General features: G+C 58.6%; 35 protein-coding genes and 1 pseudogene. 12 read left to right on the forward strand and 24 right to left on the reverse strand.

Translation table 11 applies throughout. From position 1 onward, the window contains the following. Positions 1-23 precede the first annotated feature (23 nt). Positions 24-983 carry an IS481 family transposase gene (locus tag ACFQAU_RS19350; RefSeq protein WP_132446043.1) on the reverse strand — a complete coding sequence of 320 codons (960 nt, stop codon included), beginning with the start codon at positions 981-983 and terminating at the stop codon, positions 24-26. Between the two features lie 35 nt (positions 984-1018). On the opposite strand from ACFQAU_RS19350, the gene ACFQAU_RS19355 reads away from it, so the two are divergent. Both ACFQAU_RS19355 and ACFQAU_RS19360 read left to right on the forward strand, forming a co-directional pair. Beyond that, a complete protein-coding gene (locus ACFQAU_RS19355) occupies positions 1019-1264 on the forward strand; it encodes an SUMF1/EgtB/PvdO family nonheme iron enzyme (protein ID WP_386284777.1) in 246 nt (81 codons plus the stop codon). A gap of 96 nt (positions 1265-1360) precedes the next feature. Continuing rightward, positions 1361-1903 (forward strand): flavodoxin domain-containing protein, encoded by a 543-nt coding sequence (locus ACFQAU_RS19360; protein ID WP_165935598.1) that lies wholly within the window; start codon positions 1361-1363, stop codon positions 1901-1903. Positions 1904-1965: 62 nt separating this feature from the next. On the opposite strand, the gene ACFQAU_RS19365 is transcribed toward ACFQAU_RS19360, so the two are convergent. Together ACFQAU_RS19365 and ACFQAU_RS19370 are read right to left on the reverse strand one after the other, a co-directional pair. Further along, complete coding sequence (locus ACFQAU_RS19365; protein ID WP_132446034.1) at positions 1966-2373, reverse strand: group III truncated hemoglobin; 408 nt, start codon at positions 2371-2373, stop codon at positions 1966-1968. Next, positions 2370-2525: a hypothetical protein gene (locus ACFQAU_RS19370; protein WP_165935597.1), complete on the reverse strand. Its 156-nt coding sequence runs from the start codon at positions 2523-2525 to the stop codon at positions 2370-2372. The genes ACFQAU_RS19365 and ACFQAU_RS19370 overlap by 4 nt, the downstream gene beginning before the upstream one ends. On the opposite strand from ACFQAU_RS19370, the gene ACFQAU_RS19375 reads away from it, so the two are divergent. Next, positions 2524-3069, forward strand: coding sequence for an RrF2 family transcriptional regulator (locus ACFQAU_RS19375; protein WP_240791645.1), 546 nt, complete (start codon positions 2524-2526; stop codon positions 3067-3069). The genes ACFQAU_RS19370 and ACFQAU_RS19375 overlap by 2 nt on opposite strands. Here ACFQAU_RS19375 and ACFQAU_RS19380 read toward each other — a convergent pair. After that, positions 3066-3997 (reverse strand): annotated as a pseudogene (locus ACFQAU_RS19380) (ornithine cyclodeaminase family protein). The gene ACFQAU_RS19375 and the pseudogene ACFQAU_RS19380 overlap by 4 nt on opposite strands. Positions 3998-4008: 11 nt before the next feature. After that, positions 4009-5121: a DSD1 family PLP-dependent enzyme gene (locus ACFQAU_RS19385; RefSeq protein ID WP_132446028.1), complete on the reverse strand. Its 1113-nt coding sequence runs from the start codon at positions 5119-5121 to the stop codon at positions 4009-4011. A 333-nt stretch (positions 5122-5454) separates the two neighbouring features. On the opposite strand from ACFQAU_RS19385, the gene ACFQAU_RS19390 reads away from it, so the two are divergent. Both ACFQAU_RS19390 and ACFQAU_RS19395 read left to right on the forward strand, forming a co-directional pair. Continuing rightward, on the forward strand, positions 5455-5775 hold the full coding sequence (locus ACFQAU_RS19390; RefSeq protein ID WP_165935596.1) for a GNAT family N-acetyltransferase: 321 nt from the start codon (positions 5455-5457) through the stop codon (positions 5773-5775). Between the two features lie 78 nt (positions 5776-5853). Next, positions 5854-7398, forward strand: coding sequence for a phospholipase D family protein (locus tag ACFQAU_RS19395; protein WP_132446021.1), 1545 nt, complete (start codon positions 5854-5856; stop codon positions 7396-7398). Positions 7399-7429: 31 nt separating this feature from the next. Here the strand turns inward: ACFQAU_RS19395 and ACFQAU_RS19400 are convergent, their stop codons facing one another. Genes ACFQAU_RS19400 through ACFQAU_RS19410 form a run of 3 tightly spaced genes read right to left on the reverse strand, consistent with a single transcriptional unit; the run spans position 7430 to position 9679 of the window. Then, positions 7430-8689, reverse strand: coding sequence for a D-amino acid dehydrogenase (locus ACFQAU_RS19400; protein WP_132446018.1), 1260 nt, complete (start codon positions 8687-8689; stop codon positions 7430-7432). Positions 8690-8741: 52 nt separating this feature from the next. Further along, positions 8742-9182 carry a nucleoside diphosphate kinase regulator gene (rnk, locus tag ACFQAU_RS19405; RefSeq protein ID WP_132446016.1) on the reverse strand — a complete coding sequence of 147 codons (441 nt, stop codon included), beginning with the start codon at positions 9180-9182 and terminating at the stop codon, positions 8742-8744. Further along, positions 9179-9679, reverse strand: coding sequence for a hypothetical protein (locus tag ACFQAU_RS19410; RefSeq protein ID WP_132446013.1), 501 nt, complete (start codon positions 9677-9679; stop codon positions 9179-9181). Before ACFQAU_RS19410 ends, rnk begins: the two co-directional genes overlap by 4 nt. A 605-nt stretch (positions 9680-10284) precedes the next feature. On the opposite strand from ACFQAU_RS19410, the gene ACFQAU_RS19415 reads away from it, so the two are divergent. Continuing rightward, complete coding sequence (locus ACFQAU_RS19415) at positions 10285-10749, forward strand: mechanosensitive ion channel family protein (protein WP_386284511.1); 465 nt, start codon at positions 10285-10287, stop codon at positions 10747-10749. Here the strand turns inward: ACFQAU_RS19415 and ACFQAU_RS19420 are convergent. Further along, positions 10737-11493, reverse strand: a protein-coding gene (locus ACFQAU_RS19420; protein ID WP_386284514.1) for an IS5 family transposase whose coding sequence is annotated in 2 segments (ribosomal slippage) — positions 10737-11163 and positions 11162-11493 — 759 coding nt in all. Because the reading frame shifts where the segments join, the coding sequence is not laid out codon by codon here. The genes ACFQAU_RS19415 and ACFQAU_RS19420 overlap by 13 nt on opposite strands. Positions 11494-11860: 367 nt before the next feature. On the opposite strand from ACFQAU_RS19420, the gene mgtE reads away from it, so the two are divergent. Next, positions 11861-13189 (forward strand): magnesium transporter, encoded by a 1329-nt coding sequence (gene mgtE / locus ACFQAU_RS19425; protein WP_132445999.1) that lies wholly within the window; start codon positions 11861-11863, stop codon positions 13187-13189. A 42-nt stretch (positions 13190-13231) separates the two neighbouring features. On the opposite strand, the gene ACFQAU_RS19430 is transcribed toward mgtE, so the two are convergent. The 3 genes from ACFQAU_RS19430 to ACFQAU_RS19440 all read right to left on the reverse strand — a co-directional run bounded on the left by ACFQAU_RS19430 (position 13232) and on the right by ACFQAU_RS19440 (position 14630). After that, positions 13232-13711 carry a Dps family protein gene (locus ACFQAU_RS19430; protein ID WP_240791644.1) on the reverse strand — a complete coding sequence of 160 codons (480 nt, stop codon included), beginning with the start codon at positions 13709-13711 and terminating at the stop codon, positions 13232-13234. 101 nt (positions 13712-13812) lie between these two features. Then, a complete protein-coding gene (locus ACFQAU_RS19435) occupies positions 13813-14124 on the reverse strand; it encodes a YjiS-like domain-containing protein (RefSeq protein WP_206054323.1) in 312 nt (103 codons plus the stop codon). Positions 14125-14414: 290 nt separating this feature from the next. Next, the gene (locus ACFQAU_RS19440; protein ID WP_132445997.1) at positions 14415-14630 is read right to left on the reverse strand and encodes a hypothetical protein; all 216 of its coding nucleotides are present in this window, start codon (positions 14628-14630) and stop codon (positions 14415-14417) included. A gap of 288 nt (positions 14631-14918) precedes the next feature. Here ACFQAU_RS19440 and ACFQAU_RS19445 point away from each other — a divergent pair, with 288 nt between their 5' ends. The 4 genes from ACFQAU_RS19445 to ACFQAU_RS19460 all read left to right on the forward strand — a co-directional run bounded on the left by ACFQAU_RS19445 (position 14919) and on the right by ACFQAU_RS19460 (position 17782). After that, complete coding sequence (locus tag ACFQAU_RS19445; protein ID WP_386284521.1) at positions 14919-15539, forward strand: 16S rRNA pseudouridine(516) synthase; 621 nt, start codon at positions 14919-14921, stop codon at positions 15537-15539. Positions 15540-15615: 76 nt separating this feature from the next. Beyond that, positions 15616-16047, forward strand: a complete 432-nt coding sequence (locus ACFQAU_RS19450) for an HIT family protein (RefSeq protein ID WP_132445991.1) — start codon at positions 15616-15618, stop codon at positions 16045-16047. Positions 16048-16179: 132 nt separating this feature from the next. Continuing rightward, positions 16180-16584, forward strand: coding sequence for a hypothetical protein (locus ACFQAU_RS19455; protein ID WP_132445989.1), 405 nt, complete (start codon positions 16180-16182; stop codon positions 16582-16584). A 103-nt stretch (positions 16585-16687) separates the two neighbouring features. Next, on the forward strand, positions 16688-17782 hold the full coding sequence (locus tag ACFQAU_RS19460) for an HPP family protein (protein WP_132445987.1): 1095 nt from the start codon (positions 16688-16690) through the stop codon (positions 17780-17782). Between the two features lie 7 nt (positions 17783-17789). Here the strand turns inward: ACFQAU_RS19460 and ACFQAU_RS19465 are convergent, their stop codons facing one another. From ACFQAU_RS19465 to ACFQAU_RS19515, 11 genes are all read right to left on the reverse strand, one after another. Continuing rightward, complete coding sequence (locus ACFQAU_RS19465; RefSeq protein WP_240791643.1) at positions 17790-18212, reverse strand: MFS transporter; 423 nt, start codon at positions 18210-18212, stop codon at positions 17790-17792. Between the two features lie 33 nt (positions 18213-18245). Then, on the reverse strand, positions 18246-18743 hold the full coding sequence (locus ACFQAU_RS19470; RefSeq protein WP_240791642.1) for an MFS transporter: 498 nt from the start codon (positions 18741-18743) through the stop codon (positions 18246-18248). Continuing rightward, the gene (locus ACFQAU_RS19475; RefSeq protein ID WP_240791641.1) at positions 18740-19057 is read right to left on the reverse strand and encodes an MFS transporter; all 318 of its coding nucleotides are present in this window, start codon (positions 19055-19057) and stop codon (positions 18740-18742) included. The genes ACFQAU_RS19470 and ACFQAU_RS19475 overlap by 4 nt, the downstream gene beginning before the upstream one ends. A gap of 192 nt (positions 19058-19249) precedes the next feature. Beyond that, positions 19250-19573, reverse strand: a complete 324-nt coding sequence (locus ACFQAU_RS19480; protein WP_132445984.1) for a hypothetical protein — start codon at positions 19571-19573, stop codon at positions 19250-19252. Between the two features lie 56 nt (positions 19574-19629). Next, positions 19630-19812 carry a DUF1127 domain-containing protein gene (locus tag ACFQAU_RS19485; RefSeq protein WP_386284529.1) on the reverse strand — a complete coding sequence of 61 codons (183 nt, stop codon included), beginning with the start codon at positions 19810-19812 and terminating at the stop codon, positions 19630-19632. A 430-nt stretch (positions 19813-20242) separates the two neighbouring features. Then, entirely contained in the window at positions 20243-20596 is a 354-nt protein-coding gene (locus ACFQAU_RS19490; RefSeq protein ID WP_132445977.1) for an MliC family protein, read from the reverse strand. Between the two features lie 59 nt (positions 20597-20655). Beyond that, positions 20656-21510: an ABC transporter ATP-binding protein gene (locus ACFQAU_RS19495; RefSeq protein WP_132445975.1), complete on the reverse strand. Its 855-nt coding sequence runs from the start codon at positions 21508-21510 to the stop codon at positions 20656-20658. Then, complete coding sequence (locus tag ACFQAU_RS19500) at positions 21452-22891, reverse strand: FAD-dependent oxidoreductase (RefSeq protein WP_386284533.1); 1440 nt, start codon at positions 22889-22891, stop codon at positions 21452-21454. Before ACFQAU_RS19500 ends, ACFQAU_RS19495 begins: the two co-directional genes overlap by 59 nt. After that, a complete protein-coding gene (locus tag ACFQAU_RS19505; RefSeq protein ID WP_132445969.1) occupies positions 22884-23201 on the reverse strand; it encodes a (2Fe-2S)-binding protein in 318 nt (105 codons plus the stop codon). Before ACFQAU_RS19505 ends, ACFQAU_RS19500 begins: the two co-directional genes overlap by 8 nt. 33 nt (positions 23202-23234) lie before the next feature. Continuing rightward, a complete protein-coding gene (locus ACFQAU_RS19510) occupies positions 23235-23774 on the reverse strand; it encodes an NAD(P)/FAD-dependent oxidoreductase (RefSeq protein WP_386284544.1) in 540 nt (179 codons plus the stop codon). Beyond that, a complete protein-coding gene (locus tag ACFQAU_RS19515) occupies positions 23771-24289 on the reverse strand; it encodes an NAD(P)/FAD-dependent oxidoreductase (RefSeq protein WP_386284551.1) in 519 nt (172 codons plus the stop codon). The genes ACFQAU_RS19510 and ACFQAU_RS19515 overlap by 4 nt, the downstream gene beginning before the upstream one ends. A gap of 90 nt (positions 24290-24379) precedes the next feature. Here ACFQAU_RS19515 and ACFQAU_RS19520 point away from each other — a divergent pair, with 90 nt between their 5' ends. After that, the gene (locus ACFQAU_RS19520) at positions 24380-25294 is read left to right on the forward strand and encodes a LysR substrate-binding domain-containing protein (RefSeq protein WP_132445963.1); all 915 of its coding nucleotides are present in this window, start codon (positions 24380-24382) and stop codon (positions 25292-25294) included. Between the two features lie 82 nt (positions 25295-25376). Here the strand turns inward: ACFQAU_RS19520 and ACFQAU_RS19525 are convergent, their stop codons facing one another. After that, positions 25377-26252 carry a LysR family transcriptional regulator gene (locus ACFQAU_RS19525; protein ID WP_132445960.1) on the reverse strand — a complete coding sequence of 292 codons (876 nt, stop codon included), beginning with the start codon at positions 26250-26252 and terminating at the stop codon, positions 25377-25379. Positions 26253-26309 lie beyond the last annotated feature (57 nt).

Below are 26309 nucleotides of genomic sequence, written 5' to 3' on the forward strand. Positions count from 1 at the left end.
ATTTGCATTTTTTATCTCTCCAGCTAGGTGTTCAGTCCCGGCATCTGGTGGATCGGATTTATGATGAATCGACCTGGCTCTGAAGTCCAGATTTTGCAGATGTATTCGTAGGGTGTGAGGCCGTTCAGGGTCTTTAGCCTACGTGCGAAGTTGTAGGCTGCCATGAAGTCGGTGAGGTGAGTGCGCAGCTGATCATGGCTGTCGTAATGGTATCGTTTCACCGTCGCCTCCTTGATCGTTCGGTTCATCCGCTCGACCTGGCCATTAGTCCAAGGATGGTTTGGCTTGGTCAGCCGGTGCTCGATCCCATTTGCTTCGCAGATCATATCGAAGCGCATTTGCCTTGAATATGCTGTGTTACGGTTGCGGGGCTGCTCAGCGAATTGGATGCCGTTATCAGTCAGGATCGTGTGGATGCGATAGGGGACTGACTGAAGCAGGCGCTCGAGGAACTCCCACGCTGTCTTGCGATCCGCCTTATCCACGAGTTGCGTGACTGCAAATTTGCTGGTCCGGTCAATGCCCACAAAGAGATAGAGCTTGCCCTCCACCGTCTGAACTTCCGCGATATCGATATGAAAGAAGCCGATCGGGTAACGCTTGAACTTTTGGCGCTTAGGCTTGTCGCCCTCGACATCCGGCAAGCGAGAGATCCCGTGCCGCTGAAGGCAACGATGCAATGCCGACCGGGTCAGATGCGGAAGCGATGGCTGCAGAGCATAGAGGCAATCATCCAGCGGCAGCAGCGTGTGCCGCCGGAATGCAACGATCATTGCCTCCTCAGCTTCTGTGAGAACGGTTGAGCGCGGCTCCTTTGGCCCGGTCTTCAAATCCTCGACCGTCGCACGCTTACGCCACTTTGCAACGGTCTTAGGGTTGATGCCCAATTCCTTGCTTAGCTGCGCGAGCGAAGCTTGCGATCGCTGTATTGCAGCTCTGACGGCGTGCGTTGTCGTGGCGCTCCCGTGACGAACTTGCCCCATAATGCTTCCTTCCAAGCCTGAGAAAGGATCGCACCATCAAACCGTGGGATCAAACAGATATGGCTGGCAATGTCTGGGAATGGACTGATGGCTGTTTCGCGAATGGCGTCGTGCGCGTAGACGGAAGCGTTGAGCGCACTGCGGACTATTGTGGCGTCAGGATCGCCGCCGGGGCGCATCGTGCTGCGGTGATCAATTTTGTGCGGGACGCCAGTGTGGGTGGCTGCGCGGTTGGACTACCACCGGATTACCTGGGATTTCGACTGGTTCGTGCGCGTTAATTCCTGCTTGGGAATCGCCACATTTGTTGATCCTGCTCAAAGTTGGTCCCCATAAGGCGGGATATGCTTGGTCGTATCACAAAGGAGGAACGCACCATGCATATACTCATCGCTTATTCCACAACCGAAGGCCAATCGTCCAAGATCGCCCAGTTTGCGGCTGATCAGCTGGCGCGCAAAGGCCACGAGACGACTGTCCTCGATCTGGATGAGACCGGTAACATGCCGGTTCTGACCGCTGTGCAAAGCGTGATCTTGGTGGGCTCTGTCCACGAACGCCGCCATTCGCCGGCGCTTGAAACCTTCATGCAGGCCCGTCGCGCATGGCTGTCGTTACGACCTGTGTTGCTCATCTCCGTCAGCCTCAGCGCAGCTTTCAAGCGCGGAAGGGAAGAGGCGGAGGAATATGTTATCGAAACCCAAATGCGCACGGGATTTACGCCCGATGAGGTTGTTCTCGCGGCAGGCGCCGTGAAACCGAATAGCTACGACTACTTCGCGAAATCGGTGGTGCGCTTTGTGGTGCTGAATGATCGGGAGTTCGAGATGGGAACCAGTGACCATGAGTTTACAGATTGGGAAGTGCTGTCCGACCGGTTGGAGGGATTTACGGCAGCCCCACTCGGTCGCACTGCCTGAAGTCTCGAAATCTCTCTGCTGGAAGGTGGCTGTCGCTTTCATTGGAAAGGCTGGATAGTTGATCAGTGCAGCGACAGCCTCGGAATAGCACCTCCGGCGTTTTTCGGCGTCAGCCCATAGCTCAGCCCGCGCCCGACCCGATGTGCCAAGGCGGACCAGCTTTGCGCGAGATCGGCGGGGAGTTCTTCGGCCAAAACTCGGTCGAATAGCTCAAGCCAGATCGGGAAATGCTCCGGATGCACATTCCCCGCGGCTTGGTGAACGTGCATCGGATTGCCGTCATAGCTGCGCTGCAACAACAAGGCGTTGCGCCAGAAACGTCCAATTTTTTCTTCATGTGCAGGCCAGTCGGTCACATGGGCGGCAAAGATCGGCGCCAAGTTTGGATTCTGTCGGACAGCGCTGTAGAACCGCGCTACCACGCGGTCGATCTGTGCTTCGGTGACCGCAATGCGGGGCGGCATTGTCATACGGCGAAAATCCAGACGAAAATGAGGCTCAGGATCAGATAGACGAGCGTGTTGACCATCCAGCGGATCAGACCTGCTTCGCCTTCGGGGTCAACGCCAAGCCGTTCGCAGACTTTAGTACCGGGCCAGAGAAACGCTTCGGATAGGGTCATGAGAACCTCCTTAATAGGTATTTCAGATACTCAATATGTACGCGCTTTTAAATGCGCAATGCAAATGCTAAATATCGTAGCCATGCAGCTTGATAAATTTTCCGATTACGCTTTGCGCATTCTGATCACCCTCGCGGTAAGGGCGCCCGAGCGTGTGGCCACATCTGAGATCGCCGGTCGCTTCGCGATCTCGGAGAACCATCTTTCCAAAGTCGCCACACAACTGGCGCGGGAGGGGTTTGTGCTTTCCGAACGGGGGCGCAGTGGGGGGCTGACCTTGCATCAATCGGCGGAAGAGATCCGCATCGGTTCGGTGCTGCGGGCGCTCAAAAGACAGGAATCGGTGGCGGAATGTTTCGGGGACAATAAGACTTGCCTCATTCTGCCAGTCTGCGGCTTGCGCGGGCCCTTGGCGCAGGCACGGGAAGCTTTTTTCGCTACCCTGGACGGCTACACTTTGGCGGATATTGTCGGACAGCGGGGTGGTTTGACGGCTTTGCTGCGCGATGATGTAGACGATACCAACACACAGCTGACGTCTTAGCACTGGTTTTTATCACTTTCAGTGAAATGGCTCAGGATCGCTTGCGCCATGTGCAAATCCTGAAGCGAAATGCCGGAACTGTCGAAGATCGTGATGTCGCGGTCCCTCTCGCGGCCACGGGCATTGCCGTTCAACACCGACCCGATTGCAGTGAGTTGCGCGTCTGCCGCATGCTGAAACTCGCCAATTCGCAATGATTGTTCAGGCAGATCGCAAAACAGGCGGGCCTGTGTAAAGAGCGCGGGGGAAGCTCCTGCTTGCCCGTCGCATCCGATCCCATCGATGAGATATGCGTGCCGGGCTGCACCCATTCCTCTTTGAACAGCGGGGCGGTCGCGGTTGTGACCGTTACGATTATATCAGCTGCCCGAACGGCGGTTTCGGCATCTTCGGCTTTGGCAGGCAGCCCTGACTGGCGCAGCTTGGCGACGAAATCAGACGTGCGGCCTGCATCCCTGCCGACGACCAGTACGCGGGCCAAATTTCGTATGCGGGAGATGGCGCGGGCTTCATAGGCTGCTTGGTGGCCCGTGCCGAAAAGGGTTAAAACCTCTGCATCGGAACGTGCCAGAGCATCGGTCGCCACCTCATCAGCGGCGGCAGTGCGGTAGCAATTGGCGGCGGAGCCTTCGACCAACGCGCTGATGCGGCCAGTGGATTGGTCGATCAAGAGAATGGTCGAGGCATGACGGGGCAGGCCACGGTCATCGTTTGTCGGGAAATAGGCGCCAACCTTGAGCCCCGCCAATTCCGCCCCGGCGGCGGATTTGACAGTAAAGCGGTTCTGCGGGTCGCTGCCGTGGCCGAGTACGACGGGAAAGATCGCAGCGCTTGGTGAAACTGCGGCGATGAAAGCCTCGCGCATCGCAGCAAAGGCAAGCTCTGGCGTTACGATTTCGGCAGATTGGTCTTCGGTTATCAAGATCATAGGGGGTCTCCTTACCAGCCGTTAAAACGCGGCCATACCTCAAGCGGGCCACCGCTTTGCGGCACCAAATGGTAGCGGTCATGCTGAGCTGCGGTGGCGCAGGCGTGGTTGGGCAGGATGCGCAGACGGGTGCCGACGGGCAAGTTCAGCGGCGGCTGTTCCGCCCCATCACGCAGCGCGATGATGCCATGTTCCTGATTGGCGCTGACGACGATATAATCGGTCAGGACGCGCCCCTCTTCGTCACACACCAGCCCGTAGCTTTGGTCTACATCCTGCGCCGCTGTTCCTCGATCACGCGACAGGGCCATCCAACCGGCGTCGATCATGGTCCACCCTTTGGCGGGCTGATGCCCGATGACCGTGGTCAGCACGCTCAATGCGATGTCGTCTTGGGTGCAGACGTCGATCCCGGCCATCACCAGATCGAAGAACATATAGACCCCGGCGCGCAGTTCCGTCACGCCCGTCAGGTCGCGCGCGGCGTGGGCGGTGGGGGTCGAGCCTACGCTGACTGCGGGGCAGGGCAGATCCGCCGCGCGTAGGTTTTCGGCGGCGGTGACGGCGGCTTTTCGCTCCTGTTCTGCGAAGTCGGCGTGGGCCTCGCGGCCCCGGACCGTATAGCTTTCACCCGCATGGGTCATCACACCGCGCAAGCATTCGGCGGTGTGCAAGATGCGCCCGATCTCAACGAGTGCCGGGTCATCCGGCCGCAGCCCGCCGCGGTGACCATCGCTGTCGATCTCGATCATTGCGGGGACAGCGGCTTCCGCCACTGCCTGCGCCTGGGCCGCGTTATCAAGGATCACGACCAGATCGCAGCCCTTTTGGCGCAGCGCCTGTACCCGCTTCAGCTTCTGCGGCGCAATCCCAACGGCATAGAGGATATCGTTGTAACCATCCGCGAAAAACACCTCGGCTTCGGCCAAAGTCGACACGGTGATCGGGCCAGGCGCACCGCCAGTGAGTTGGCGTGCAACATCGACGGACTTTGCCGTTTTGAGATGCGGCCGCAGCGTGACGCCAAGCTTTTGCGCATGGTCAGCAAGACGCGCGATGTTCCGCAGCATCCGCGCTTCATCAAGCAAAAGAGCAGGGGTGTCGGGGGCCTGTGCGTCAATCATCGGGCAATCCTTTCGCGGTTTTGCAAGGGCTTAGCATCGAAGGCGGCGGCGCGACATATGCAAACACATGTGACGCGGATTTGGCGATGCCGTTGGCGGGGAACCACTATCGAGCTATGCGCCGCGCACATCACGGGAAGACCATATCGGCTCTGCAGAATGAGCGTTGAGACCCCATCTCCATAGCAGATTGGAAAGCACATGCAGGCGATAACTCCACAACTCGTTTCCCTATCCCGTCCCGCTCTCCGAAGGACACTTTTGCGGCACTATCGCTGCTTGAGTGAAGCATCGCGCAGATTGCGCTTCATGGGCGGCATAAAGGAAGAGGTCTTGACGCAGACAGCCAATAGCGCGTCGCCGAACGTCATGTTCGGGATCAAAGAGGATGGCGCCTATCGGGGTATCTTAGAGCTTCACATTCTTGAGGACGGGCGGGCCGAAATTGGGCTTTCCGTTGAAGATGCCTACCAAGGGCGCGGATTTGGTCGTGCGCTGTTTCAGCTAGGCCTGTCTGAAGCGCAGGCGAGGCAAGTTCATTCGGTTGACGTGCATTTCTCGAACGCGAATGCGGCGATCCAAAAACTCTGTCTCGAAATGGGCGGCGACATGCGCGTTAACGGTATGGATTCTATGTCGCGCATCACCCTTTAGCATTCGCCCTTGCCCGACTGGACGCATTTACAAAGACATGCGAGCGTAGTTGCGAGTGAATTGAAGGACAGCGCTGCGATGATCAGGGCAATTGTGAAGTTTCTTGCCGGGCTCGTCGTCACTCTTGTCGTTGTTATTTTGATTGCCCGTTTCGCTTTCCCTTTGCCAGAGGTTGAGAACCGCGACGATACGGAGGCACCGCTGCCCACGACGCAGGGACCGCTGGCGGATGCTTTGGCGAGACAGGAAGAGAGCCATGCCGGGCAAACCGGCGTTGCGCCCTTGCAAAACGGCGCTGATGCTTTCGCGGCGCGTATCCTTTTGGCGGATGCTGCGGTCTCGTCTATCGATGCGCAATATTACATTTGGCACGACGATTTGACCGGGACGCTTTTGCTCGGCGCGCTGCGCCGCGCGGCGGATCGTGGCGTTCGAGTGCGGCTTTTGCTTGACGATAATGGAACGAGTGGACTGGATCCGGAGCTTGCTACGCTCGTTGCGCATCCAATGATTGAGGTGCGCCTGTGGAACCCTTTCAACCTGCGTCGCTTCAAGATGCTGTCCTATGGCTTTGACTTTTTTCGGCTGAACCGACGGATGCACAACAAGTCATTCACCGTGGATTGTCACGCCACGATCCTTGGTGGGCGCAACATTGGGGATGAGTATTTCGCCACCGGCCCCACCGCGCTTTATGTCGATCTGGACGTCTTGGCCGTAGGCCGGGTGGTGAACGATGTGTCGAGCGATTTCGATCGTTATTGGAGCGCAGGCGCGGTTCATCCGGCGGGGCCGATTGTCGGCGCAGCGCGAGAGGGCGATCCGCTGGCCAACCGGCTTTCCGCCCTAGAGGCCGACCCGCAGCTTTCAGAGTACCGAGAGATCCTGCAAAGCTCGGACATCGTGAGCGCCCTCGCCTTGGGGAAGTTCGGCGTGGAATGGACCTCAGTGCAGTTGGTCAGTGACGACCTGATCAAGGGCGAAGGCGCGGTGGCGTGGGAAGACCTTCTGGCGTCACGGCTGGCCGATGCAGTGGGGGAGATAAAGACGCGTTTTGACGGTGTGTCGCCCTATTTCGTTCCCGGTAAAGCGGGAGTGGAGGCTTTCGCCATGCTTGAGGGGCAGGGGGTTCAGGTTCGGATGCTGACCAATTCGCTGGATGCGACTGACGTTTTGCCGGTCCACGCAGGATATGCCAAACGGCGCAAGGATTTGCTGCGCAGTGGCGTGCAGCTTTATGAACTGCGCCAGCAGGCGGCTGTCGATGCGCCGATTGACCGGCTTGGCCCCTTTGGGTCATCGGGGGCAAGCCTTCATGCCAAGACCTTCGCTGTGGACGGTGCGCGTATTTTTGTGGGGTCGTTCAACTTTGACCCGCGATCCACCACGCTCAATACGGAGATGGGGCTTTTAATTGACAGTGAGCGTATGGCGCAGGGGTTGCATGATGCATTTGACGCGGACTTGCGCGGGCTGGCATGGCGGGTTGAACTGGACGAGGGTGATCTGATCTGGATCGACCTCCAAAAAGAGACGGTGACGATAGATGAGCCGGGGACCAGCTTGGCTAGGCGAATGGCCTTGATGGTCATCGGCTGGCTACCGATTGAATGGCTGCTGTAACTCCGGCAGACGCCCGCCGCTGGGCTACCCGTCAGCGGGCATAGCGCTCAGCCGTCAGTCCCTCCATCGAGATCTCTGGGGTCTTGCACAAGACCAAATCAGCCACCGCCCGCCCTGATCCGCAGGCCATGGTCCACCCCAGCGTGCCGTGACCAGTGTTCAGGAACAGGTTGTCATATTGCGTGCCGCCAAGAACCGGCGTGCCATCTGGTGTCATGGGGCGCAGTCCGGTCCAGCCTTCGGCCTGAGAGACATCGCCTCCACGGGGGAACAGGTCATCAATCACATGTTTTACAGTGTCGACCGCATGCGGCCCAAGCCGATTGGAATAGCCCGCGATCTCGGCCTGGCCCGCAACGCGAATGCGGTCCCCCAGCCGTGTGATCGCGACTTTATGCGTTTCATCCATGATCGTTGATTGCGGGGCATAGTCATCATCGATGACGGGCAGCGTGACGGAGTAGCCTTTGACCGGATAGACCGGCAGCCGGACCCCGATGGGGTTAAGCGTTCGGACCGCATAGCTGCCCATGGCACAGACATAGGCGTCGCCCGTGACACGCTCGCCCGCCTCTGTATCGACACCGGCAATGCGGCCATTTTCAACGGAGACAGCGCGGATCGTTTCGCCGTATTTGAAGGTCACGCCCATCTCGATACATTTCTCGGTCAGCCCAATGGTGAACATCCGGCAGTCCCCAGTGCGGTCTGCGGTCAGACGCAGGCCACCGACAAATTTTCCCTGCACTTCGGCCAAAGCCGGTTCGGCGGCGATACAACCGCCGCGGTCAAGCACCTCAAAAGGGGAGCCGTATTCTGCCAAGACATCTTGGTCCGCTTTTGAGGCCTCCATCTGTTTGGCGGTGCGGAAGAGCTGCAAGGTGCCTCGCTCGCGTCCGTCATAGGTGATGCCCGTCTCAGCGATCAACTCGGGCATTACGTCCCGCGAATAGCTGGAAATCCGAACCATACGACCCTTGTTGACCCGGTAGCTCTCGGCGTTGCAATTGCCGACCATACGCGCACACCACGCCCACATGGTCGGGCTGATGAGTGGCCATATAAACAAAGGCCGTCGCTTCATAAACATCCATTTCATAGCTTTCATCGGTATGCCCGGTGCCGCCCATGGTGAGGTCATGCCGTAGCTGAGTTGGCCCGCGTTGGCATAGCTGGTTTCCAGCCCCGGTCCGGATTGGCGATCGATGACGACAACCTCGGCCCCCTGTTTTGCCAAATAATAGGCGGTAGTGACGCCGATCACACCCGCACCCATAACAACGACTTTCATACCAATTGCCTTCCTAGACCGCCCGGGCGCCGTGCCGCGGATGCGTTGAATTTCACCGTGACGTACCGCCCTGCGGGTCGTTTAAGCCTTTCTCGACCTTGAGGATCGTCAACGTCCGCCGCTGGTTTGCCTGTCGCGTGTCCCAATAAAAGCTGGCACCCTCCCGCAGACCCAAGAGCGCGACGCCGATGGGTGTGATGATCGACACACGCAATCGGGTTATGTCAGCGTCTTCCGGGTACACGAGCGTCACGGTCTTATGCTGGCCTGTCGCCTCATCGCGGTAGGTCACCTTGCTCCCTATCCCGACGACATCCTCGGGCATCTGCGTGCTTTCGAGGATTTGCGCGCGGCCGATCTCTTGAAAAAACCGATCGGCCAAAGTCGGGTGCCGTTTCATTGCACTTTCGGCAAGGTCTTCGAGGTGTTCGAGATCCGCTGCATTCAAGACAAGATGCGGATTGCGATCTGCGACCTCAATGCTGCTGGTCATTTGGAGCACTCCTTCACGGACCGGGGGCGTTCATCTTTTGCTGCCGAGCTAGGTGACAGAATTGAAATGACGGAGACCGTAGCAATACCGCCAACTTCGTTCAGCAGTGGCGCACGCTCTCCCACGCGCATTCCAATCAAGGTGGCGCCGAGAAGAGACGCCACTGCAATCACGCCACCCGGTGCGCCGGGTCTTGCGCTATGCACAAGAAGGCCTGAGCAGGGAAGCGCTCCGTCGATTGCGTAAGCGACCTCGGACCCGCCAATTGCCACATCGACAAAGGGCAGGTCAGCAACCGCGCGGGCATTCATCAACTTGTTGGCCAGCACATAGGCAAGCAATGTCGACCCAGGACGAGACGTTGAATCGCAATCCTCAAGGTGGTCCTGCAGTTTGCGGTAGTCGGTCTGCGGCAGGACCAAAGGTCTGTTCTCGAGGGCACGAAAGACGGTGCAGTTGGTGCAATTGGGCTGAACTGATGCAAGAATGTTGGACATATTCTCTCCTCGGGCGCATGCGCCGCGTTCACGTTTTCAAGAATGTGAGGAGACCCCGGGGAGGATGTCAGACGCGCATGCGCCTAGACCGCCCGGGGATGCAGGCGGTTCAGAAGTAGAAATCTATAATGATCTACATGTTCCAACATGCGAATGAACTTAAGCACTGGAACACCGTTGTCAATCGGGCCGCGTGACCATGTCGGAAGATGTTCGTGACTATGTAAGACGGCAGGCATTTGGATAGGCAGATAGTGGCTACGCAAAAGCGCGCGACGGGGCCCAAAGTTAAGAGTTTCCCTGCGGCAGAGGTATGTTAGCCTTTTCAAGAACCTGAACGCAAAAAGGCAGGCCAGAATAACCAAAGGACTGATCCTGTGGACCTAAAGCGACATTTTCGCCGGCTTATCTTACCGCTGTTGGCAGCAGGGGTTGGGATCGGACTGGCGGTCTTTCAAGAGGAACTTCCCGAGCCCGTCGCGGAAAGCCAGAAGGTCACCTTGTTCCTTACAGCGGTCATATACCTTTCCAGCGCTTGGCTCGCGAGTCGGGTCTTGGCGATGATCTTAGACCAGGCCGGAGGCAACCGACCTTATCCACCCCTGTTGAAGGACCTGATCGCCGCCGCGCTCTTCATCATCGCACTGGCAGCGACGGCGGCGCTTTACATGGGGCAGGGCGCGATTGGGGCGCTTGCAGGCTCGGGCATCGTCTTGGCTCTGTTGGGGTTTGCCATCCGCAACGTCGTGGCTGACACGCTTTCCGGCATCGCGCTGGCGATGGAGGCCCCTTTTCGGATTGGCGATTGGGTCGATATCGACACATTGGCGCTGGCCAAGGTGATCGAAATTGGCTGGCGCACCACGCGGCTGCAAACGCCTGATGCCACCTATATGATCCTGCCCAACAGTCAGATCGCGCGGCATCGGATCACGAATTTTTCGGCACCCAAGCGCGAGTTCAGATCGCAGGTCAACATCACGCTCGACCATGTTCTGCCAATCGACAAAGCGCGGGTGATCATGCTTGCCGCACTCGGCAATGCTAGGCTCAGGACTCATAGCCAGTAGATGACAGTGGCGGCGAGAGCGATGGCTGAGAGGAAGACCTTTGGGCATCGGTCGTAGCGAGTGGCAACGCGCCGCCAGTCCTTGAGTCTGCCGAACATGATCTCGATCCGATTGCGGCGTTTGTATCTGCGCTTGTCATACTTCACCGTCGCCTTCCGCTGTTTTCGTCCGGGGATGCAGGCGTGTATCCCCTTGTCTTTTAATGCTTCTCTGAACCAGTCGGCGTCGTAGCCGCGATCGCCGAGCAGCCAATCGACATCCGGAAGACTATCGCAAAGCGCTCGCGCACCTATGTAGTCGCTCACCTGTCCTGCCGTTACGAACAGGTTGAGTGGGCGCCCCCGGCTATCGCAGATTGCATGAAGTTTGGTGTTCATGCCGCCTTTGGTTCGTCCAATAAGACGTCCACGCCCCCTTTTTGACGCCCAAACTGGACGCTGTGCGATGAGCCTTCAGGTAGGTAGCATCGATCATCACGGTATTCTTTTCGCTGTGCTCGGCAGCCAGTCCCACCATCATCTGTGCGAAAATGCCTTTGTCGCTCCAACGCTTCCAACGGTTATAGAGCGTCTTGTGGGGGCCATACTCCTTAGGCGCATCTCGCCATCGCAAACCATTGCGATTGATGAAAATAATCCCGCTTAAAACCCGCCGATCATCGACACGTGGTTTGCCATGGGATTTCGGAAAGTAGGGCTCCAGCCGCGCCATCTGCGCATCGTTCAGCCAGAAAAGATCAGACATATCACCGCTCCGTTTTCGGACGGTGAATCATGCGGCTCCACGATAATCAATGGGTCCTGAGCCTAAGCTGATCCAGCAGAGCCCAGCTCCCGATGTGCGCGTGCAATCCTACGAAGAGGGGGCATTTGCTATACGGTGCGCTATTGGGTGCCGCGGTTCGAACTGGCCGTGGACTGCCGTGATGAGGTGTTTAGTCTTGTGGACGAAGCTTTGCGTAAAGCAGGCAGTATCGCGCCCTATCGGCGCATACAGTTGGTGAATGCCCCGATCTACTCCGAACAGGGCGAGGCGGTAGAATAGACTGCTCCACGGGGGCCATGCACCACGGCCACACGGAGCCAATTGAGGGCGTGAGGAAAGGCCAATCATGTCGTCAGATACCCCGTTTTCCCTACAGGATGAGACCCCAGAGGCGCTTGATCGGTTCTACAACCAATCAAGGCCTATTGATCTGGCCTCTTGGCTGAGTGAATTGCCGCTTGACCAAGCGTGGCGATATCTCGCGGCCATGCCGCTCCCGCGTCAAGCCGCTACTTTCGGCGCACTTTCACTAGAAGATCAAACTGCCCTTGCCGCTGTCATCCCCGCGCCGAGCCTGAATGTTATTGTCGCGCTGATGTCGGCTGACGATCGAGTGGACCTGTTCCGATGTCTGGGCCCGATTGAGCAAAAACGTCTGCTTCAATCCCTGCCGTCAGAGGTGGGTCGCGATATCCAGCAGCTTGCGCTCCATGCCGAAGAAACAGCCGGGGCGATCATGACCTCGGACTATGCGGTGCTTGATGCCAAGATGACCGCACCCGAGGCTATCGACGCGCTGCGTGGGCAGGCGAGCGGCTCTGAGACGATTTACCGTTCTTACGTTGTGGATAAGACCGCACGGCTTATCGGATCGGTTCGGCTGCATAGTTTGATCATTGCTGATAAGAGGGCGGTAGTCGCGGCATTGATGGAGGACGATCCGGTGTCCGTCACAATCGATACGGATCAGGAAAAGGTCGCGCAGCGTATCGCGTATTACGACCTGCTAGCGATCCCGGTTGTCGATGGCGCAGGGCGGTTGGTTGGCATCGTGACCCATGATGACGCAGCGGACGTGATGCAGGCCGAAGCGACGGAAGATTTTAAGAAAATCTCACATATATTGCCGTTCAAGCAAACCATGCGGCAGGCCGGGATCGGCGTGCTCTATTCGCGGCGTATCATTTGGCTTGCGCTTTTGGTCATTGGCAACCTCTTCTCCGGTGCTGGCATCGCGCATTTCGAAGATATGATCTTGGCCTATGTCTCGCTGATGTTCTTCCTGCCCCTGTTGATCGACAGCAGCGGCAACGCAGGCTCGCAATCGGCTACGCAGATGGTGCGGGCGTTGGCAATTGGTGATGTTAAGATGAAAGACTGGCGCGCGCTGATCCTGCGTGAACTGGCCGTGGCCGCCGCCCTTGGGGCGACGATGGCGGCGGTTGTTTTTCCCGTCGGCGCATGGCGAGGCGGGATCGACGTGGCGTTGACGGTAGAATTGACCATGTTCATCGTGGTGATGATCGGCAGCCTCGTGGGCATGTCTCTACCGTTTTTGCTGAGCCGTTTGCGCCTGGACCCGGCTACCGCGAGTGGACCGTTGGTAACGACGATCTCGGACGCAACTGGGGTTGTGATCTACTTTTCAATCGCAACGATGGTCTTGAAGCTTTGAAACTCGGGCACGCCAGTTGGGTCGGCGTGCCCTGAATATAGTTTACCCCGCAGTGGCGCGAAGCATCCAAGCAGCTTTCTCGTGGAAATCCGCCCGCGTTGTGGCAAGATCAGCGGTAACGGGATCTTCGGCCGCTTCTGCGGTGCCGACCAGCGCCCGCATACGGGCCGCAAGGCGTTCATTATCTGACAAAAGGTCGCGCAGCATCTCATCGGCAGGGAGCGATACGTCCGCGTCCCGTCCCTCAGCCCCTCTGCCCAAACCCGACGGGTCGATCACTGCGGGCTTGCCTAAGGCGCGGATGCGCTCGGCGATTACATCGGCGGCGGCGAACATATTAGTGTAATGCGTCTCGGTCAGTTCATGCAGCGTCAGAAAGTGTGGGCCGATTACGTTCCAGTGGTACATATGCGACTTCATCACCAATCGATATGTAGCCGACAGCGCTTCGGACAGCGCGTCAGCCACAGAAGCGACGTTGGAAATATTGGCGGTGCTGGTTTTGGGATTAATTACGGACACAGATAGCTCCTGATGTAATTTAGCGCATGGCGAAACTCCCGCGCCCCGGTGGTTGACACAGGGGTGCGGGCGGTTCGGTGGGGTGAGCTTGCGAGACTAAACTAGGCCACAGAGGTGTGCTGCCTAGTCTGGTCAGGTGACACAACAGATCGGTGCTGGGCGGGAGCACGCGGCGAATCCAACCCAAGATCGACATCGCTTAACCCTTCAACCACCCAGCGAATATCGCCTCTGTAAATTCCGATATCTCGCAAGCTCGCGTCATCCATCGCTTCGAGCTCGGCAATCGCCCGTCGGCGTTGTCTGCGTCTCGCGAGAGAATCCGCCAAATCGCGGAAGACCGAGAACGGTTCCGCTCTGCTTTCTTCGCTTGCGAAGTCCGTGAGCATTTTTCGAGTGATATAGATAGCCATTTGATCCTCCAAGGCAGTCGACACTGCCGCACGAACGATAGCTCAGGCGTGGGTTAGCAGGCTTGCTGCACCCTATCGCGGCAAAGCGTCATCGTTCTGTTTGATTGTTCGAAATGAAATCAAAACCCCCGAGGCGTGGACAGACCAAAGGGCCAGCCCGCTCGGGGCTACCGGCGGTTCAGTAGACGTTCTGCACTCGGCAGAACCCTCGTATGAAAGCGGATCATCATACCCGATATATAGGATTGAACCCGGCGCCATTCAAGCTTCAGGCAGCGAAGCACCTGGCCTCAAGAAGTTGTGGACGCATCAAGCGCATTTAGCGCGGTTTTAATATGGCGCAGAAGTTCAGTGCGGTCAGTGCCTTTCATCCCTTCGTCCGATGCGCGCATATAGGCTTTCTTATCATCCCGCCATTGTTCAAGCAGTTCGATCTTTTGCGCTCGATCCAACGTATCGTCGTGTAGAATTTCCTCGGGCGTATCGTATTTTCCGAAGTACGGCATGGCAGCGCTCCTTTGGCCGGATTGTTAAGAAACTAGCACGAAAAGCGGTCTGACAAAAACTCGCAGTCATGACGGTGCGACCGGTTATTCGCCTGCCGCTTGCTTTCGCATTCTTGCCGCCGCACAACAGGTCGACGCCACATGGTGAGAGAGGTCCGACCAGATGGCTAAGGTTCCGACCACCCGGATCGACAGGTTGCTGTCCTCATTAGGCTATGGTTCGCGCAGTCAGATCGCTCAGCTTGCCCATGCGCAGCAGATTTGGCTGGACGGGGGCGGGTAAAAAACGTGTCCAAACGCATCTCCATGCCGCCCGATCTGGCCGAGCGCATGACCATCAACGGCGCCGCGCTCGATCCGCTGCCGGGCATGGTAGTGATGCTCAACAAACCGGTTGGCTATATCTGCTCGCGCAAGGACAGCGGCCCGTTGGTCTATGACCTTTTGCCGGACAGGTGGCGACTGCGCAAGCCCATGCTCTCACCCGTTGGTCGGCTGGACAAGGAAACCTCCGGACTGCTTTTGCTAACCGACGACGGGAATCTATTGCATCAGATCACCAGTCCCAACCATGCGGTTAGAAAGACCTATCGCGTCACGCTTGCTCGCCCGCTTGAGGGACAGGAGGCAGATGTTTTCGCCTCGGGAGAATTGCAGCTGACCGGAGAGAAGAGACCGCTTAACCCGGCAAAGCTCGACATTCTCACACCCACCGAGGCGCGGTTGAGCATCACCGAAGGCCGATATCATCAAGTACGACGTATGTTTGCCGCGGTGGGAAATCATGTGGAGGCTTTGCACCGCGAATCTCAGGGCGATTTGACATTGCCGGACAATTTGCACGCAGGTGCGTGGTGTCGTCTGAATGCAGACGACATCGCTAAGGTTTTCGCAAAATCGTCGAGCTAGTCTGGACCACCGAGTATTCATCGGCAAACCATTGCTGAGAGAGAAGCAAGCCGCAGCGCACAGGGATGGAAGCTGAATGGACGATACCTGTATCTTTTGTCGGATAGCGCGGTCTGAGCTGCCTGCGTTCAAGTTGTTTGAAGACGATATGGTCCTCGCGTTCCTTGATCTGCATCCGATCCGGGAGGGCCATACGCTCATCATCCCAAAACAGCATCACCCGTGGTTTGAGGACCTGCCCGAACCGCTGGCAGCGCGGATTATGATAGTCGGCCAGCGGCTGGCGCGGGCGATGAAGGGCGAATGGCAGGTCGAGCGCGTGGCGTTTTTCTATACCGGTATCCACGTCGCACATACCCATGCCCATGTCGTGCCGATGTTGCACCAGCACGATGTCACCTCCGCCGGCTATCTTGAGAACGGGATCGAGGCATTCACCCTGCCGCCCTCGCCGGGAGAAGCGGCGCTGCTGCAAACTGCCGAACGTATAAAAGGGCGATTGGCGTAGGACAGTTAAGCGGGCGATAGCTGCCTAAGGTTAGCCCCGGTCGATAGGGCGCGGCACTCTCGGTTGGCCCAAGCCACATTCCAATGCATCCCTGTCCCAGTGACCCGTCTCAGCTGCTGCCTAATAGGTCGATTGAAGAAAGGCTATCTACGCGCCGTGTGTATCAACGCTGCTTTGGACGGCCTTGTAGGGCAGGAGGAACTCTCAAGATCTATACATTGCAGCTTGCAGGTGAAGGTGTGGCGACGGCGCGACCTTGCGGGAGACTTGGCTCTCAGCGCTGGCGCTGGCGAGCTGGCTTTGCGCAGCTTAGGCTATGCGGACAGCGATGCGGATGATGTAGTCAATCGCTTGCGCAAAAGTGACGTTGAGCGGCTGGACCAGCAGATCACTGCCGCGCGGGACGAGCGTGGGCGTGAGGATATTGTCTTAGCGATTACACCGGAACCCGTAAAAGGCCGCAAGCCGGACATTCGCCTTTTATCGAAGAGTGCGGGCAACTTATTCCACCGGCGCGCGGAATTCGAGAAGCCTTGACCTTTTTGCGCCATGTCCTGTTCAGTTCCGGCACATAAACCTTCATAGGCAGAAGAATGCCCAATGTCGTCGCGTGCGGCAGGTCGACGGGAGAAAAGGTAACATGCGGATATGGCACCACCTTGAACCAGCGCTGCCCCGGTTCCACGGGGGCGAGCCGCTGCGGGCGGGTTTTGGCGCGCTGATTGGTATCAGCGTTTGTGTGGGACTGGCCTATCTCGGTGCGCTCTTTGGACAGACATCCTTCTATCTTGTAGCCCCTTTGGGTGCGACGGCGGTGCTGCTTTTTTGCGTGCCAAACTCGCCGCTGGCGCAGCCTTGGTCGGCAGTAGTGGGCAACATCAGTGCTGCTTTGGTGGCTCTGATCGCGGTTTGGTACACCCCCGATCCTTGGCCGGTTGGCATCGCGGTGGGGGGCGCGATCACTGTTATGATGTTTCTGCGCGCCTTGCATCCGCCGGGCGGGGCGGTGGCCTTGCTGACCGCGCTCAACCCCGAGGTGGCATTCGAGGCTGGGCCGTGGTTCGCCTTGGTGCCGCTGGGGTTGGCGACGGTAGTGCTTGTGCTCTGCGCCACTGTCTATAACCGGCTGACAGGGCGGAAATATCCCTTTCGCTTGCCAAAAGAAGAGCCGGATGACGCGCCGCCGCGTTTAGGGCTGTCGACGGATCAGCTTAGCGAATTGCTGGAGCGCTACAATCAGACCACGAACCTCGGCGTGGCCGATCTGGGGCGTCTTCTTGCCGCCGCCGAGGCCGAAGCGGCGCAGCATCGTTTTGACGGCACGACCTGCGCAGATATTATGACCCGCGATCTTATCACGGTTGGCCCTAAGACATCCTTTAAGGAAGCAGCGCGATTGCTGCGTAAGCATCGGATCAAAAGCCTGCCGGTTGTCGACGCTGGGGATACCCTGCGCGGGGTGATCCTGCAGGCTGATCTGCTCGGCATGATAGCCGCGCAGGGCCGCCCCTGGGCCCGCAAACAGCAGGCACGACAGACTGTGGGGGACGTCATGCATTCGGCAAACCGGGCGGTGCCGCATGACCTTCCGGTTGGGGTTCTGCTGAACCGCTTGGCCGAGCAGGGCAGTGATGTAATCCCCGTCGTGAAGGGCACGCAGCTTGTCGGCATTTTGACGCGGACAGACATCATGCGGCTGCTGCTGCAAGGCGCGGACGACCGGGCCGTGGCCTGAACCGGCCTTAACCGACCGCAGACGTTTCCTCTTCTTCTGGCGTGCGCGGATCAAGCTCCACAGCCACCGGGGGAATATCCGGCAGCGGCGCAAACTTCTCGCGACCTTGCACCGGAAGCGCCTGTCTGCTGCGCGTGGCGACCAGCACAAAGAGCGCATAAAGAACGGCGACAGCGGATTCGAACAGGAAGAAAGACGCAGGCCCAAAGATCGACATCAGGCATGACGCCAGTAGCGGTCCGACCGGGGCGCCGATGGAATAGACCATCAACAGACGCCCTGACGCCGCTACGTAGAACCGCTTTTCCAATCGGTCGAAGGTCTGCGCGACGCAAAGCGTGTAGACGCTGCTGATTGCCCCACCAAAGGCCAAGGCCATCGTGATTAGCACCGCTAAGGACACCCCGCCCGATAGCGCGGTGCTCAGCAACCCCCATAACACCCCAACCACCAATAAGAGGCACTACATGACGATGCGCCTATCAAACCGGTCCGCAAGCATCCCTACAGGCACCTGAAAGCCAAGACCGCCCAGTACGACCGTACTCATGAACATCGCCGCTTCAGACACACTCAACCCGATCTGCCGGGCAAAGACGACGCCGAGTGCGTAGAAAGACCCAACAAGCATGCCCGCAACAACCGCGTCGATGACCGCAATACGCGATGCATAGTATAGCGTTAGAATGTCGAGCGGCTGAGAAGCTTTCAGGTTCGGCTCGCCAAAGCGGGTCATAGCGATCGGGATGAGCGACAACCCGATGAGTGTCGATGCGATCATCAAATGATCGCTGCCGCCGACTGTGCCAAGGTTGACTAACGTCTGGCCCGCAGCAATCGCCAAATAAGAGACCAGCATATAAAAGCCCAGTACACGGCCACGGGTTTCGTTGCTGCTGCGGTCGTTCAACCAGCTTTCGATGAAGGTGGTCATGCCGGCGATGCAGAAGCCGTTGATCATCCGCAACAGGATCCATGCGGCTGGAAACTTAAAAACCCATAGGCCAAGCAAACCGCCGCCATCAGCGCTGCAAAGGCCGAGAAGGCCCTAATATGGCCGATCCGCAGAATGACACGTTTGGTGTAGAGCCCGCCAAAGGCCAGCCCCATGTAATAGACGGCCATTACGACCCCGGTTAGTGCAACCGGATAGCCTGCTGCTTCCATCCGCAGGGGAAGGATGACACCAAGCAGGCTGTTGCGCGCGATCAAAAGCGTGGTCCCGCTGAAGAGGGCTTTGACCGGGGCGTGCAGGGTGCGCACTGTTTGGGCCATCTTTGCCTCTTGTCGGTCAGGGGCCTAAAGGCCCAAGTGGTCTCCATCCGCGAGCTTTGCGGAGAATGGTCATGGTGTCAGAAAGAAAGCCCCGGCAGATGCCGGAGCTTTGAAGGCTGGGCCATGAGCGGAGCGGTTAACCCGTCCGATCAGGACCGATGCTGGATCTCTACTAGAGATTTCACTGCGCAATCAGCGAATTTCCTCCACATCCAGTATACGCCGGACCGCCGGCATCGCCACCTTGCTCAACTGCATGGCGGAATGTACTGCGGCCAGCCCGAGAAGGACTGCGACCATGGGCGAGGCGGCGTACCCTTGCCATGATCTGCTGCGTTTCCCTGCAATCGGAGCCGGCGCACCGCCATCGTCCTTCCAGCGAGCAACACAGTCGTCTGAAGGTGCAGCAGGCGTGGCACTGCCCTGCGGTTCAAACATTTCCGGAAACAGCTCTTCAAAATCTGCTCTACAAAGCATCATCTCTTCGGTCCTCTCGTAGCTTTCAAATATCGCCAACACAGCGTCCCCGCTATTCGGGATGCTGCATCGTGCGTCTCACGCGAAAACGTTGATCACGCGTGTTGATGCTTGAGAGACGTGGAGCCGTTCCTGGGTAGGGTTTCGGCTTGCATGCGTTTCACGATCAGCGGGATTTCGTCCCGGTGGAGACCGATGTCGCGCAGGACGTAGTCATCCAACTCTTGCAAGGCGGCAATTGTCCTTTGACGCTTCCAGCCAAGAACCGCAGACCGCATCAGACGGCGAAGAGCGCCCGGCTGCGCGGAAAAACCCGCTGGTTTTGGCGAGGGGGAGTCGATTTGAATGGTGAATAATTGGCGATGAAATAGGCGTACATGACACTCTCCATGACGAGATGGTTGAACCGCGACGGAGGTAGCATCTCGCTCGGCCATGCGCATAAAAGCGATTGGCGTCTGAGGCGCATACGTCCGTCATGTTGATTGATCCTGAGATCGAGTGAACCCCAAGGCTGGAACAGGCGTTGCCGCACCATTCCGCCCGGGGCTACCGGCGGTTCAGTGTTTTTGCAGCGTTCAGCAGGAGCCTCGTATGAATTCCGAACATCGTCATACCTCTGACATGGGCCACCCCGAGCGACTTATCAAGCGCTCGGGGTGGTCTGCGACCTTCTGTCCTAATTTGGCCCCTCTAAGGCCGGAGCGCTTATTCCTGCGGCATGTCGCTAGATTGCTCACACTGAACTTTGGTCTCGTCCATCTGGTTTTCTAAAAGTGCGGTAGAGCCCTTGGTCGACAATGTATCAGCGCCCGAAACATAGCTTGCGCCTGAGCCAGACACGACGTTGACGAAAATCCGCGGGGTCCCGTTGATATTAGTTAGCGCGATCGCGTTTTCGCCTGCGTTGACGTATTGCACGCGCAGCGGGTCGGCCCCATCGCAGGTATAGGTCATGGTCTCGATACTATCGACGGCACCAAGGGACAGATTAACGTTTGTTTCCGCGGCAACCGGCAGGGCCAGTGCCGAACCGATGCAGGCAGTAAGGGTAAAGCGCATGAGACATTTCCTTTGTTACTTCGAGCAATAGGTTAGGTAGTCCGTATCCTCTTAGGCTGCTAGTCGGGAGGGACGTTGCATGCGGCAGCTGACACAGGTGAGTGCCGCAGCCCCTTGCATTGGGATCGGCGCGTCACAGCGCCGGCATTTTGCTGATCTATTTGGCAGCGCTTGCGCGAACTGCGTGCGACAACTGGGACAGCGCCCAGCTGCCGCGCGCGGGATCGCGGCGGCGCAAGAAGGGCATTTGGATGGCAAGTGAATAGTCGGGCAAAGCCCATCTCATGTGTCACGACCAACATGGTGCGGCTCTCTTCGGCCAGATCGCGCATGACGCCCAGCACTTCGCCCACCAGCTCAGGGTCGAGCGCCGAGGTCGGCTCGTCAAAGAGCATCACGTCAGGGTCCATCGCCAACGCACGGGCGATTGCGACACGCTGCTGCTGGCCACCTGACAGATGTGCGGGGTAATAATCCGCCCGATCAGACAAGCCGACCTTGGCAAGCAGCGCTTCAGCTTTTTCGCGGGCCTGCGCCTTGGGGGTGCCCTGGACGTAGAGCGGACCTTCCATGACGTTTTCCATCACGGTCATATGCGACCAAAGGTTGAAGCCCTGAAACACCATCGCAAGACGGGCACGCATGGCTTCAACTTGCCGCAGGTCTTGCGGCACGATCTCTCCCCGGCGGTTCTGCGTCATCCGCATCTGCTCGCCCGCCAGCCAGACCTCGCCGGAATTCGGCGTCTCCAGTAGGTTGATGCAGCGCAGAAAGGTGCTCTTGCCAGAGCCGGAGGCGCCGAGAATGGCGATGACCTCGCCCTTTTGCGCCTCAAGCGACACGCCTTTAATGACCTCATGCAAGCCGAAGCTTTTGTGCAGGTCTTTGACTTTCAGGGCTGCGGGGGCGCTCATGCGGGTTCCTCCTGAGGGGTGAGAGTGCGGCCAGTTCGCCCAAGGCGATCGGTTTGATCGGCGAGCGGGCGCGGGGCGGTGAGATGAGGCGGTTTGCGCGGCCTTCGTTGAGCAGACCGCGCAGGGTCGCGTCGCACATGCGGCCCTGACAGGGGCCCATGCCGCAGCGCAGGGATGTTTTGATCTGGCGATGCCCTTGCTCGCCTTCACCGATCGCCTGTCGGATGGCCCCGGCAGAAACCTCTTCGCAACGGCAAACGATGGTGTCGTCTGATGGCGTCAGTATCTCAGCCGGTGGAGGGTATGCGGCATCAAGGAAGGGCCGAATGGCGCGGGCGCGGAACAGAGCGGCGCGGGCGCGGGCGGCTTGTTGGTTGCGGGTGTCAGTGCTGAGGTGGCCGGACTGGGATAGGATATTCAGTGCGGCCAATTCTCCTGCCGCCGCAGCCGCCTCCGCGCCACCAATCCCGGCACCGTCACCTGCCAGGTGCAATCCCGGCTGGTCGGTAGCACCCCAGAGATCATGCTTGGGCTGAAAGGCACCCTGCGCGGCGTTCCATTCATGCGCGATCCCTGCGGCGCGGGTGATATGGGTGCCGGGGATCACACCTTGATGTGTCAACAGCAGGCCACATGTGAGGAACTCGTCGCGGCCCTTGGCACGGAAGGAAAATGCGACGTCGCCATTCGTTTTGGCGGTCGCACGGAAATCAGACGCAGCAGTGTAGCGCGGCACGCCTGCCGCACGGATCTTAGCGATCAGGCTCAGTCCTTTCAGCAGAGTCGGCGCGCCAAAGAGCGCGCGCGGTAGATGGCGCAGGGCGGACAACATATCGCGGGACGACTGGGTCTCGACGAGCGCCTGCGGCGGGCAGCCCGCGTCGATCATCTGCGCCGCAATGAGGTAGAGCAGGGGGCCGGAGCCTGCGAGCACAGCATCTTTGGGGAGCATCTCCGTGGTCTTCATCAAAATTTGCACGGCACCGGCGGGCATGACACCGGGCAGCGTCCAGCCGAGAAAGGGTGCGGGGCGTTCCTGCGCACCGGTTGCCAGCAGAACATGGGCCGCCGGGGTCGTCCGGCTCACGCCACCTTGGGACCATGTGACCTGCGGGCCCTTATCCAGCCGCCAGACCGTTGCGCCGGCCTCGAAAGTGATGCGCGGATGGTTAAGCGCATCGACCAACCCGGCTCCGGCGGCATAGGCTTTTCCAAGATAACCGCGCTGATCTCGGTTTTGCGACACATTGCGGAAAATCTGCCCGCCAGGACGCGGCTGCTCGTCAAGCATCAACACGCGAAGACCGCCTTGGGCCGCGACGGCAGCGGCAGACATTCCGGCAGGTCCTGCGCCGATGATGATCAGATCGACTTCAGCCATTCTGACCTCCGCTCAGGCCACGTAGGCCGGTTTGACGTCGGACGGTCATGCCCTCGCGCAGAAGGGTCATGCAGGCTTGGGTATTGGGCGTGCCGTCAATCTCTACCAGACAGTCAAAACAGACACCCATCATGCAAAAGGCCGTGCGCGGCGCGCCTGTCGCTGTCTGTCGTGTCCAACCGCCGCTATGCGCCAGAAGGGCCGCTGCGACGGTGACCCCAGCAGGCGCCGACGCGGGCGCGCCATCGAGGATGAACGCGACACGGGCCCCGGTCTCAGGCAGCGTGCGAAAGCGCGAAGCGACACTCATCGAAAGCCTCTAGATCAGGGGTGGGGGATGTGTTCAAAATCCAATCCGCCAGAACGCTGGCATGCAGGGGGCAAGAGTGACACCGCTGTGACATGTCACGAGAAAAGCGCCGGGATGCGCGGCGGATTTGGCATATACTGGGTAGCCATCAGGCGACATGACTCGCAGCGCGCCCCACGCCCGGACAACCCGCACATCGGCAAGCGCAGGGAAGACCGTGACCGCATGTTGCGCGAGTTTGGACATGATGGGCAAAGATTCACGATCATCCAGCCCCGCATTCGCTTTGGTGCCGCCAATCTGCACGCCGCCCTCGTCGACCTGCCGGATGGTGCTGGACAGGAACGGCAGGCGGTAGCCCAACTTTTCGGTGATGAGCAACTCGCCAAGCTGCGGCCGGACCTGTGTGATGAACCCAAGATCGCGGGCCAGGCAGGCAGCGCCCAGACCGGCGCCGAGCACAACCTGCTCAGTGTAGAGTGCTTCTCCCTCGGCCAGCGTCAGCGCGAAACCACCTCTTGGCTGCGGCCTGATCGCGGAAACGGTTGCGCCCAGCCTTACATGCCCGCTCATCGCCTGAACCGAACAGCGCAAGGCGCGGAGAAGGCGGAGGGGTTTACATGGCCATCGCGGGGCGAGAAGCTCGCGCCGACAACATCTGATCCAATGCCTGTCATCTGGTTGCGCAGGTCATCGCCGCTAAGCATCTCATAGCAGGCGTGGTTGCCCAAATGGCTGGCCTGCTGAACCAGCTCTGCTTTGAAGCTGTCCATCTCTGTCGGATCGGTGAAAAACTCGTAGCCCCCGGGCTGATCCAGCGCCACGTCGATGCCCGACAGTTCTCTCAACTGCTGCGCGAAAGTGGGCCAAGCGGCCAGCGCATCGAATGTCCAATTGGCGTAAGGGGCGAAATCTGCGCCTTTGCCTTGGCCCCAAATGAGCCCAAAGTTCCCCTGTGACGCACGCGCATCGCCATCTGCCCCGTCCAATACGCAAACACGTTGTCCGGCCTTGAGCAGACCAAGCGCCACGGACAGGCCGACAAGCCCGCCGCCGATGATGGTGATTTCTGGGGTGCATTGATGCATGTGATTCCTCCGCCGTCAAAATCGCAGCATTGCGTCCATAAGAATAATTGTAATATTTGCGCTAATCATTCTCTTAGGATATGAATCGCTATGCTCTCTCGGCTCACACACCGCCAGATCGAAGCCTTCCGCGCTGTAATGGAGACCGGCAAGGTCACCTCCGCCGCCGCAGTGTTGGGAACAACGCAGCCATCGGTCAGCAAGCTGATTGCGGATTTGGAACGCGCCGCTGGATTCAACATGTTCGAGCGACAAGGCAGGCAGGTATTGCCCACTTCTGAGGCGCGCGCGCTTTATGAAGAGGTTGAGCGGGCCTTTGTCGGGATGATGGAGATTTCCCGCGTTATCCAAGACATCCGAGACTTTCGGACCGGCAGCTTGCTGATTGCGGGGATGCCAGCGCTGGCTTTGAAACTCTTACCCGACGTCATTACCGAGTTCATCGCCGATCATCCCGGCATCTCCGTATCTTTGCGCACAAGAAGCTCTCAGGCGGTGCTGCGCCACCTCAGCTCACAGCAATTCGACCTTGGGTTTGCGGCATTGGACAACGACCATCCTGCCGTGGAGCGCCGCGCGTTGTTCACCGCGCCGATGATGGGCGTCCTCCCCTTGGGGCATGAATTGGAACAGAGAACCCTGCTCAAGCCAGAAGATTTCGATCAACGTCCCTTTATCGCGCTTGGCGCAGAGATCGGGACCCGTTCGGAAACAGACGCATTCCTATCGGCAGGCGACGCTGGCCCTCGGATTGTCGCCGAAGCCCAACTGTCTGCATCCATCTGTGAAATGGTCGCAGCGGGGGCGGGTATTTCAATCGTTGAGCCAGTGACGGCGACATATTTCGCCAATCTAGGCCGGATCGTCGCGCGTCCCCTCTCGCCTGCACAGCCGTTTCGATACGATCTTCTCCTGCCGACCACCCGCCAGCCGTCGCGGGCCTCGGAGCAGTTTTTGAAGTTGGTCGAAGCGCGGTTTGTAGCGCTTTTCGGTGCGCAAGATTAGCAGGTGTCGGGGGAGGCAACTCCTTCGTCTGAACATAATAGAGTGGATGCCGATTGCTTCTGCGCCGCTGTCGTGAAAGACATCAAGCCGATACAATCGCCTCGACAGCTTCCAATATGAACGGGTCCGCTTCGGTAGGCTTGGCCCAGACCAGCATGACATCCGCGCGCGCCTCCGCAGTGGTGATTGGGATCGTTACAAGCGGTTGACCATCGTAGCAGATTTGGGTCGGCGGGTTTGAATAGCTGATACCTACACCTACCCCACTCGCCGCCAAAGAGCGCATCATCTCAAGCGATGACGTCTTGTGCCGTACGTCCGGCTTTACGCCCAATTCGGCGAGCAAATTCCGGATATATCCACAGGACAGTTCTTCCGCTGACAGGATGAGCGGGCAGTCGTTCAACCGGCGCAAATCAACCGCCGACTGGGTCGCCAAAGGGTGATCTACAGCGACAAAAATCACAGGCGACACCTGCTTTATTTTGCGCCGTCCAAAGCTGCGATCAAAGCCAATATCGTAGGTGATGGCCAAATCGACCCGACCCTCGTTCATCTCGGTCGCCAACTGGGTGAAACGCCCCTCATACGCGCGAAACTCTGTGGTCGGGAACCTCTCGCTCAGCCGCGCGAGGGTTTTGGTTAGATACCACGGGGCGAGGTCTTCAAAACATCCCAAAACAAAGGGCCGCGCCGTATCTGACGCGCGTTCGATTTCCGTTGCAGCGTAAAGAACGCCGCGCGCTTGTTCCACAAATCGATGGCCGAATGGTGTTAACGTCGTTGCGGAGCCCTTGCGACGCAGGAATATCTTACGCCCCATTTTGCCTTCCACATCCTTGATCGCAACCGACAAAGAGGGCTGGGAGACGTTCACCGCATTCGCGGCCTCTGTCATGGAGCCAGCATCCGCGACCGCAATCACATACTCATACTGGCGCAGACTTATGGATAGCATGGAACTATTCTTTTTATTGGTATATATTATTTCAGGCTATTTAGCCGGGCCGCTAAG

It is taken from the genome of Sulfitobacter profundi, from assembly GCF_042661425.1.
Lineage (GTDB): Bacteria > Pseudomonadota > Alphaproteobacteria > Rhodobacterales > Rhodobacteraceae > Sulfitobacter > Sulfitobacter profundi.

Coding starts and splice junctions, on each gene's coding strand:
- ACFQAU_RS19350 (WP_132446043.1), bottom strand. CDS start 983: ATGGGGCAAGTTCGTCACGGGAGCGCCACGACAACGCACGCCGTCAGA.
- ACFQAU_RS19360 (WP_165935598.1), top strand. CDS start 1,361: ATGCATATACTCATCGCTTATTCCACAACCGAAGGCCAATCGTCCAAG.
- ACFQAU_RS19365 (WP_132446034.1), bottom strand. CDS start 2,373: ATGACAATGCCGCCCCGCATTGCGGTCACCGAAGCACAGATCGACCGC.
- ACFQAU_RS19375 (WP_240791645.1), top strand. CDS start 2,524: ATGAGAACCTCCTTAATAGGTATTTCAGATACTCAATATGTACGCGCT.
- ACFQAU_RS19370 (WP_165935597.1), bottom strand. CDS start 2,525: ATGACCCTATCCGAAGCGTTTCTCTGGCCCGGTACTAAAGTCTGCGAA.
- ACFQAU_RS19385 (WP_132446028.1), bottom strand. CDS start 5,121: ATGATTGACGCACAGGCCCCCGACACCCCTGCTCTTTTGCTTGATGAA.
- ACFQAU_RS19395 (WP_132446021.1), top strand. CDS start 5,854: ATGATCAGGGCAATTGTGAAGTTTCTTGCCGGGCTCGTCGTCACTCTT.
- ACFQAU_RS19400 (WP_132446018.1), bottom strand. CDS start 8,689: ATGAAAGTCGTTGTTATGGGTGCGGGTGTGATCGGCGTCACTACCGCC.
- rnk (WP_132446016.1), bottom strand. CDS start 9,182: ATGACCAGCAGCATTGAGGTCGCAGATCGCAATCCGCATCTTGTCTTG.
- ACFQAU_RS19410 (WP_132446013.1), bottom strand. CDS start 9,679: ATGTCCAACATTCTTGCATCAGTTCAGCCCAATTGCACCAACTGCACC.
- mgtE (WP_132445999.1), top strand. CDS start 11,861: ATGTCGTCAGATACCCCGTTTTCCCTACAGGATGAGACCCCAGAGGCG.
- ACFQAU_RS19435 (WP_206054323.1), bottom strand. CDS start 14,124: ATGGCTATCTATATCACTCGAAAAATGCTCACGGACTTCGCAAGCGAA.
- ACFQAU_RS19440 (WP_132445997.1), bottom strand. CDS start 14,630: ATGCCGTACTTCGGAAAATACGATACGCCCGAGGAAATTCTACACGAC.
- ACFQAU_RS19450 (WP_132445991.1), top strand. CDS start 15,616: ATGGACGATACCTGTATCTTTTGTCGGATAGCGCGGTCTGAGCTGCCT.
- ACFQAU_RS19460 (WP_132445987.1), top strand. CDS start 16,688: ATGCGGATATGGCACCACCTTGAACCAGCGCTGCCCCGGTTCCACGGG.
- ACFQAU_RS19470 (WP_240791642.1), bottom strand. CDS start 18,743: ATGATCAACGGCTTCTGCATCGCCGGCATGACCACCTTCATCGAAAGC.
- ACFQAU_RS19475 (WP_240791641.1), bottom strand. CDS start 19,057: ATGGCCCAAACAGTGCGCACCCTGCACGCCCCGGTCAAAGCCCTCTTC.
- ACFQAU_RS19485 (WP_386284529.1), bottom strand. CDS start 19,812: ATGCGGTCTGCGGTTCTTGGCTGGAAGCGTCAAAGGACAATTGCCGCC.
- ACFQAU_RS19490 (WP_132445977.1), bottom strand. CDS start 20,596: ATGCGCTTTACCCTTACTGCCTGCATCGGTTCGGCACTGGCCCTGCCG.
- ACFQAU_RS19495 (WP_132445975.1), bottom strand. CDS start 21,510: ATGAGCGCCCCCGCAGCCCTGAAAGTCAAAGACCTGCACAAAAGCTTC.
- ACFQAU_RS19500 (WP_386284533.1), bottom strand. CDS start 22,891: ATGGCTGAAGTCGATCTGATCATCATCGGCGCAGGACCTGCCGGAATG.
- ACFQAU_RS19505 (WP_132445969.1), bottom strand. CDS start 23,201: ATGAGTGTCGCTTCGCGCTTTCGCACGCTGCCTGAGACCGGGGCCCGT.
- ACFQAU_RS19510 (WP_386284544.1), bottom strand. CDS start 23,774: ATGAGCGGGCATGTAAGGCTGGGCGCAACCGTTTCCGCGATCAGGCCG.
- ACFQAU_RS19515 (WP_386284551.1), bottom strand. CDS start 24,289: ATGCATCAATGCACCCCAGAAATCACCATCATCGGCGGCGGGCTTGTC.
- ACFQAU_RS19520 (WP_132445963.1), top strand. CDS start 24,380: ATGCTCTCTCGGCTCACACACCGCCAGATCGAAGCCTTCCGCGCTGTA.
- ACFQAU_RS19525 (WP_132445960.1), bottom strand. CDS start 26,252: ATGCTATCCATAAGTCTGCGCCAGTATGAGTATGTGATTGCGGTCGCG.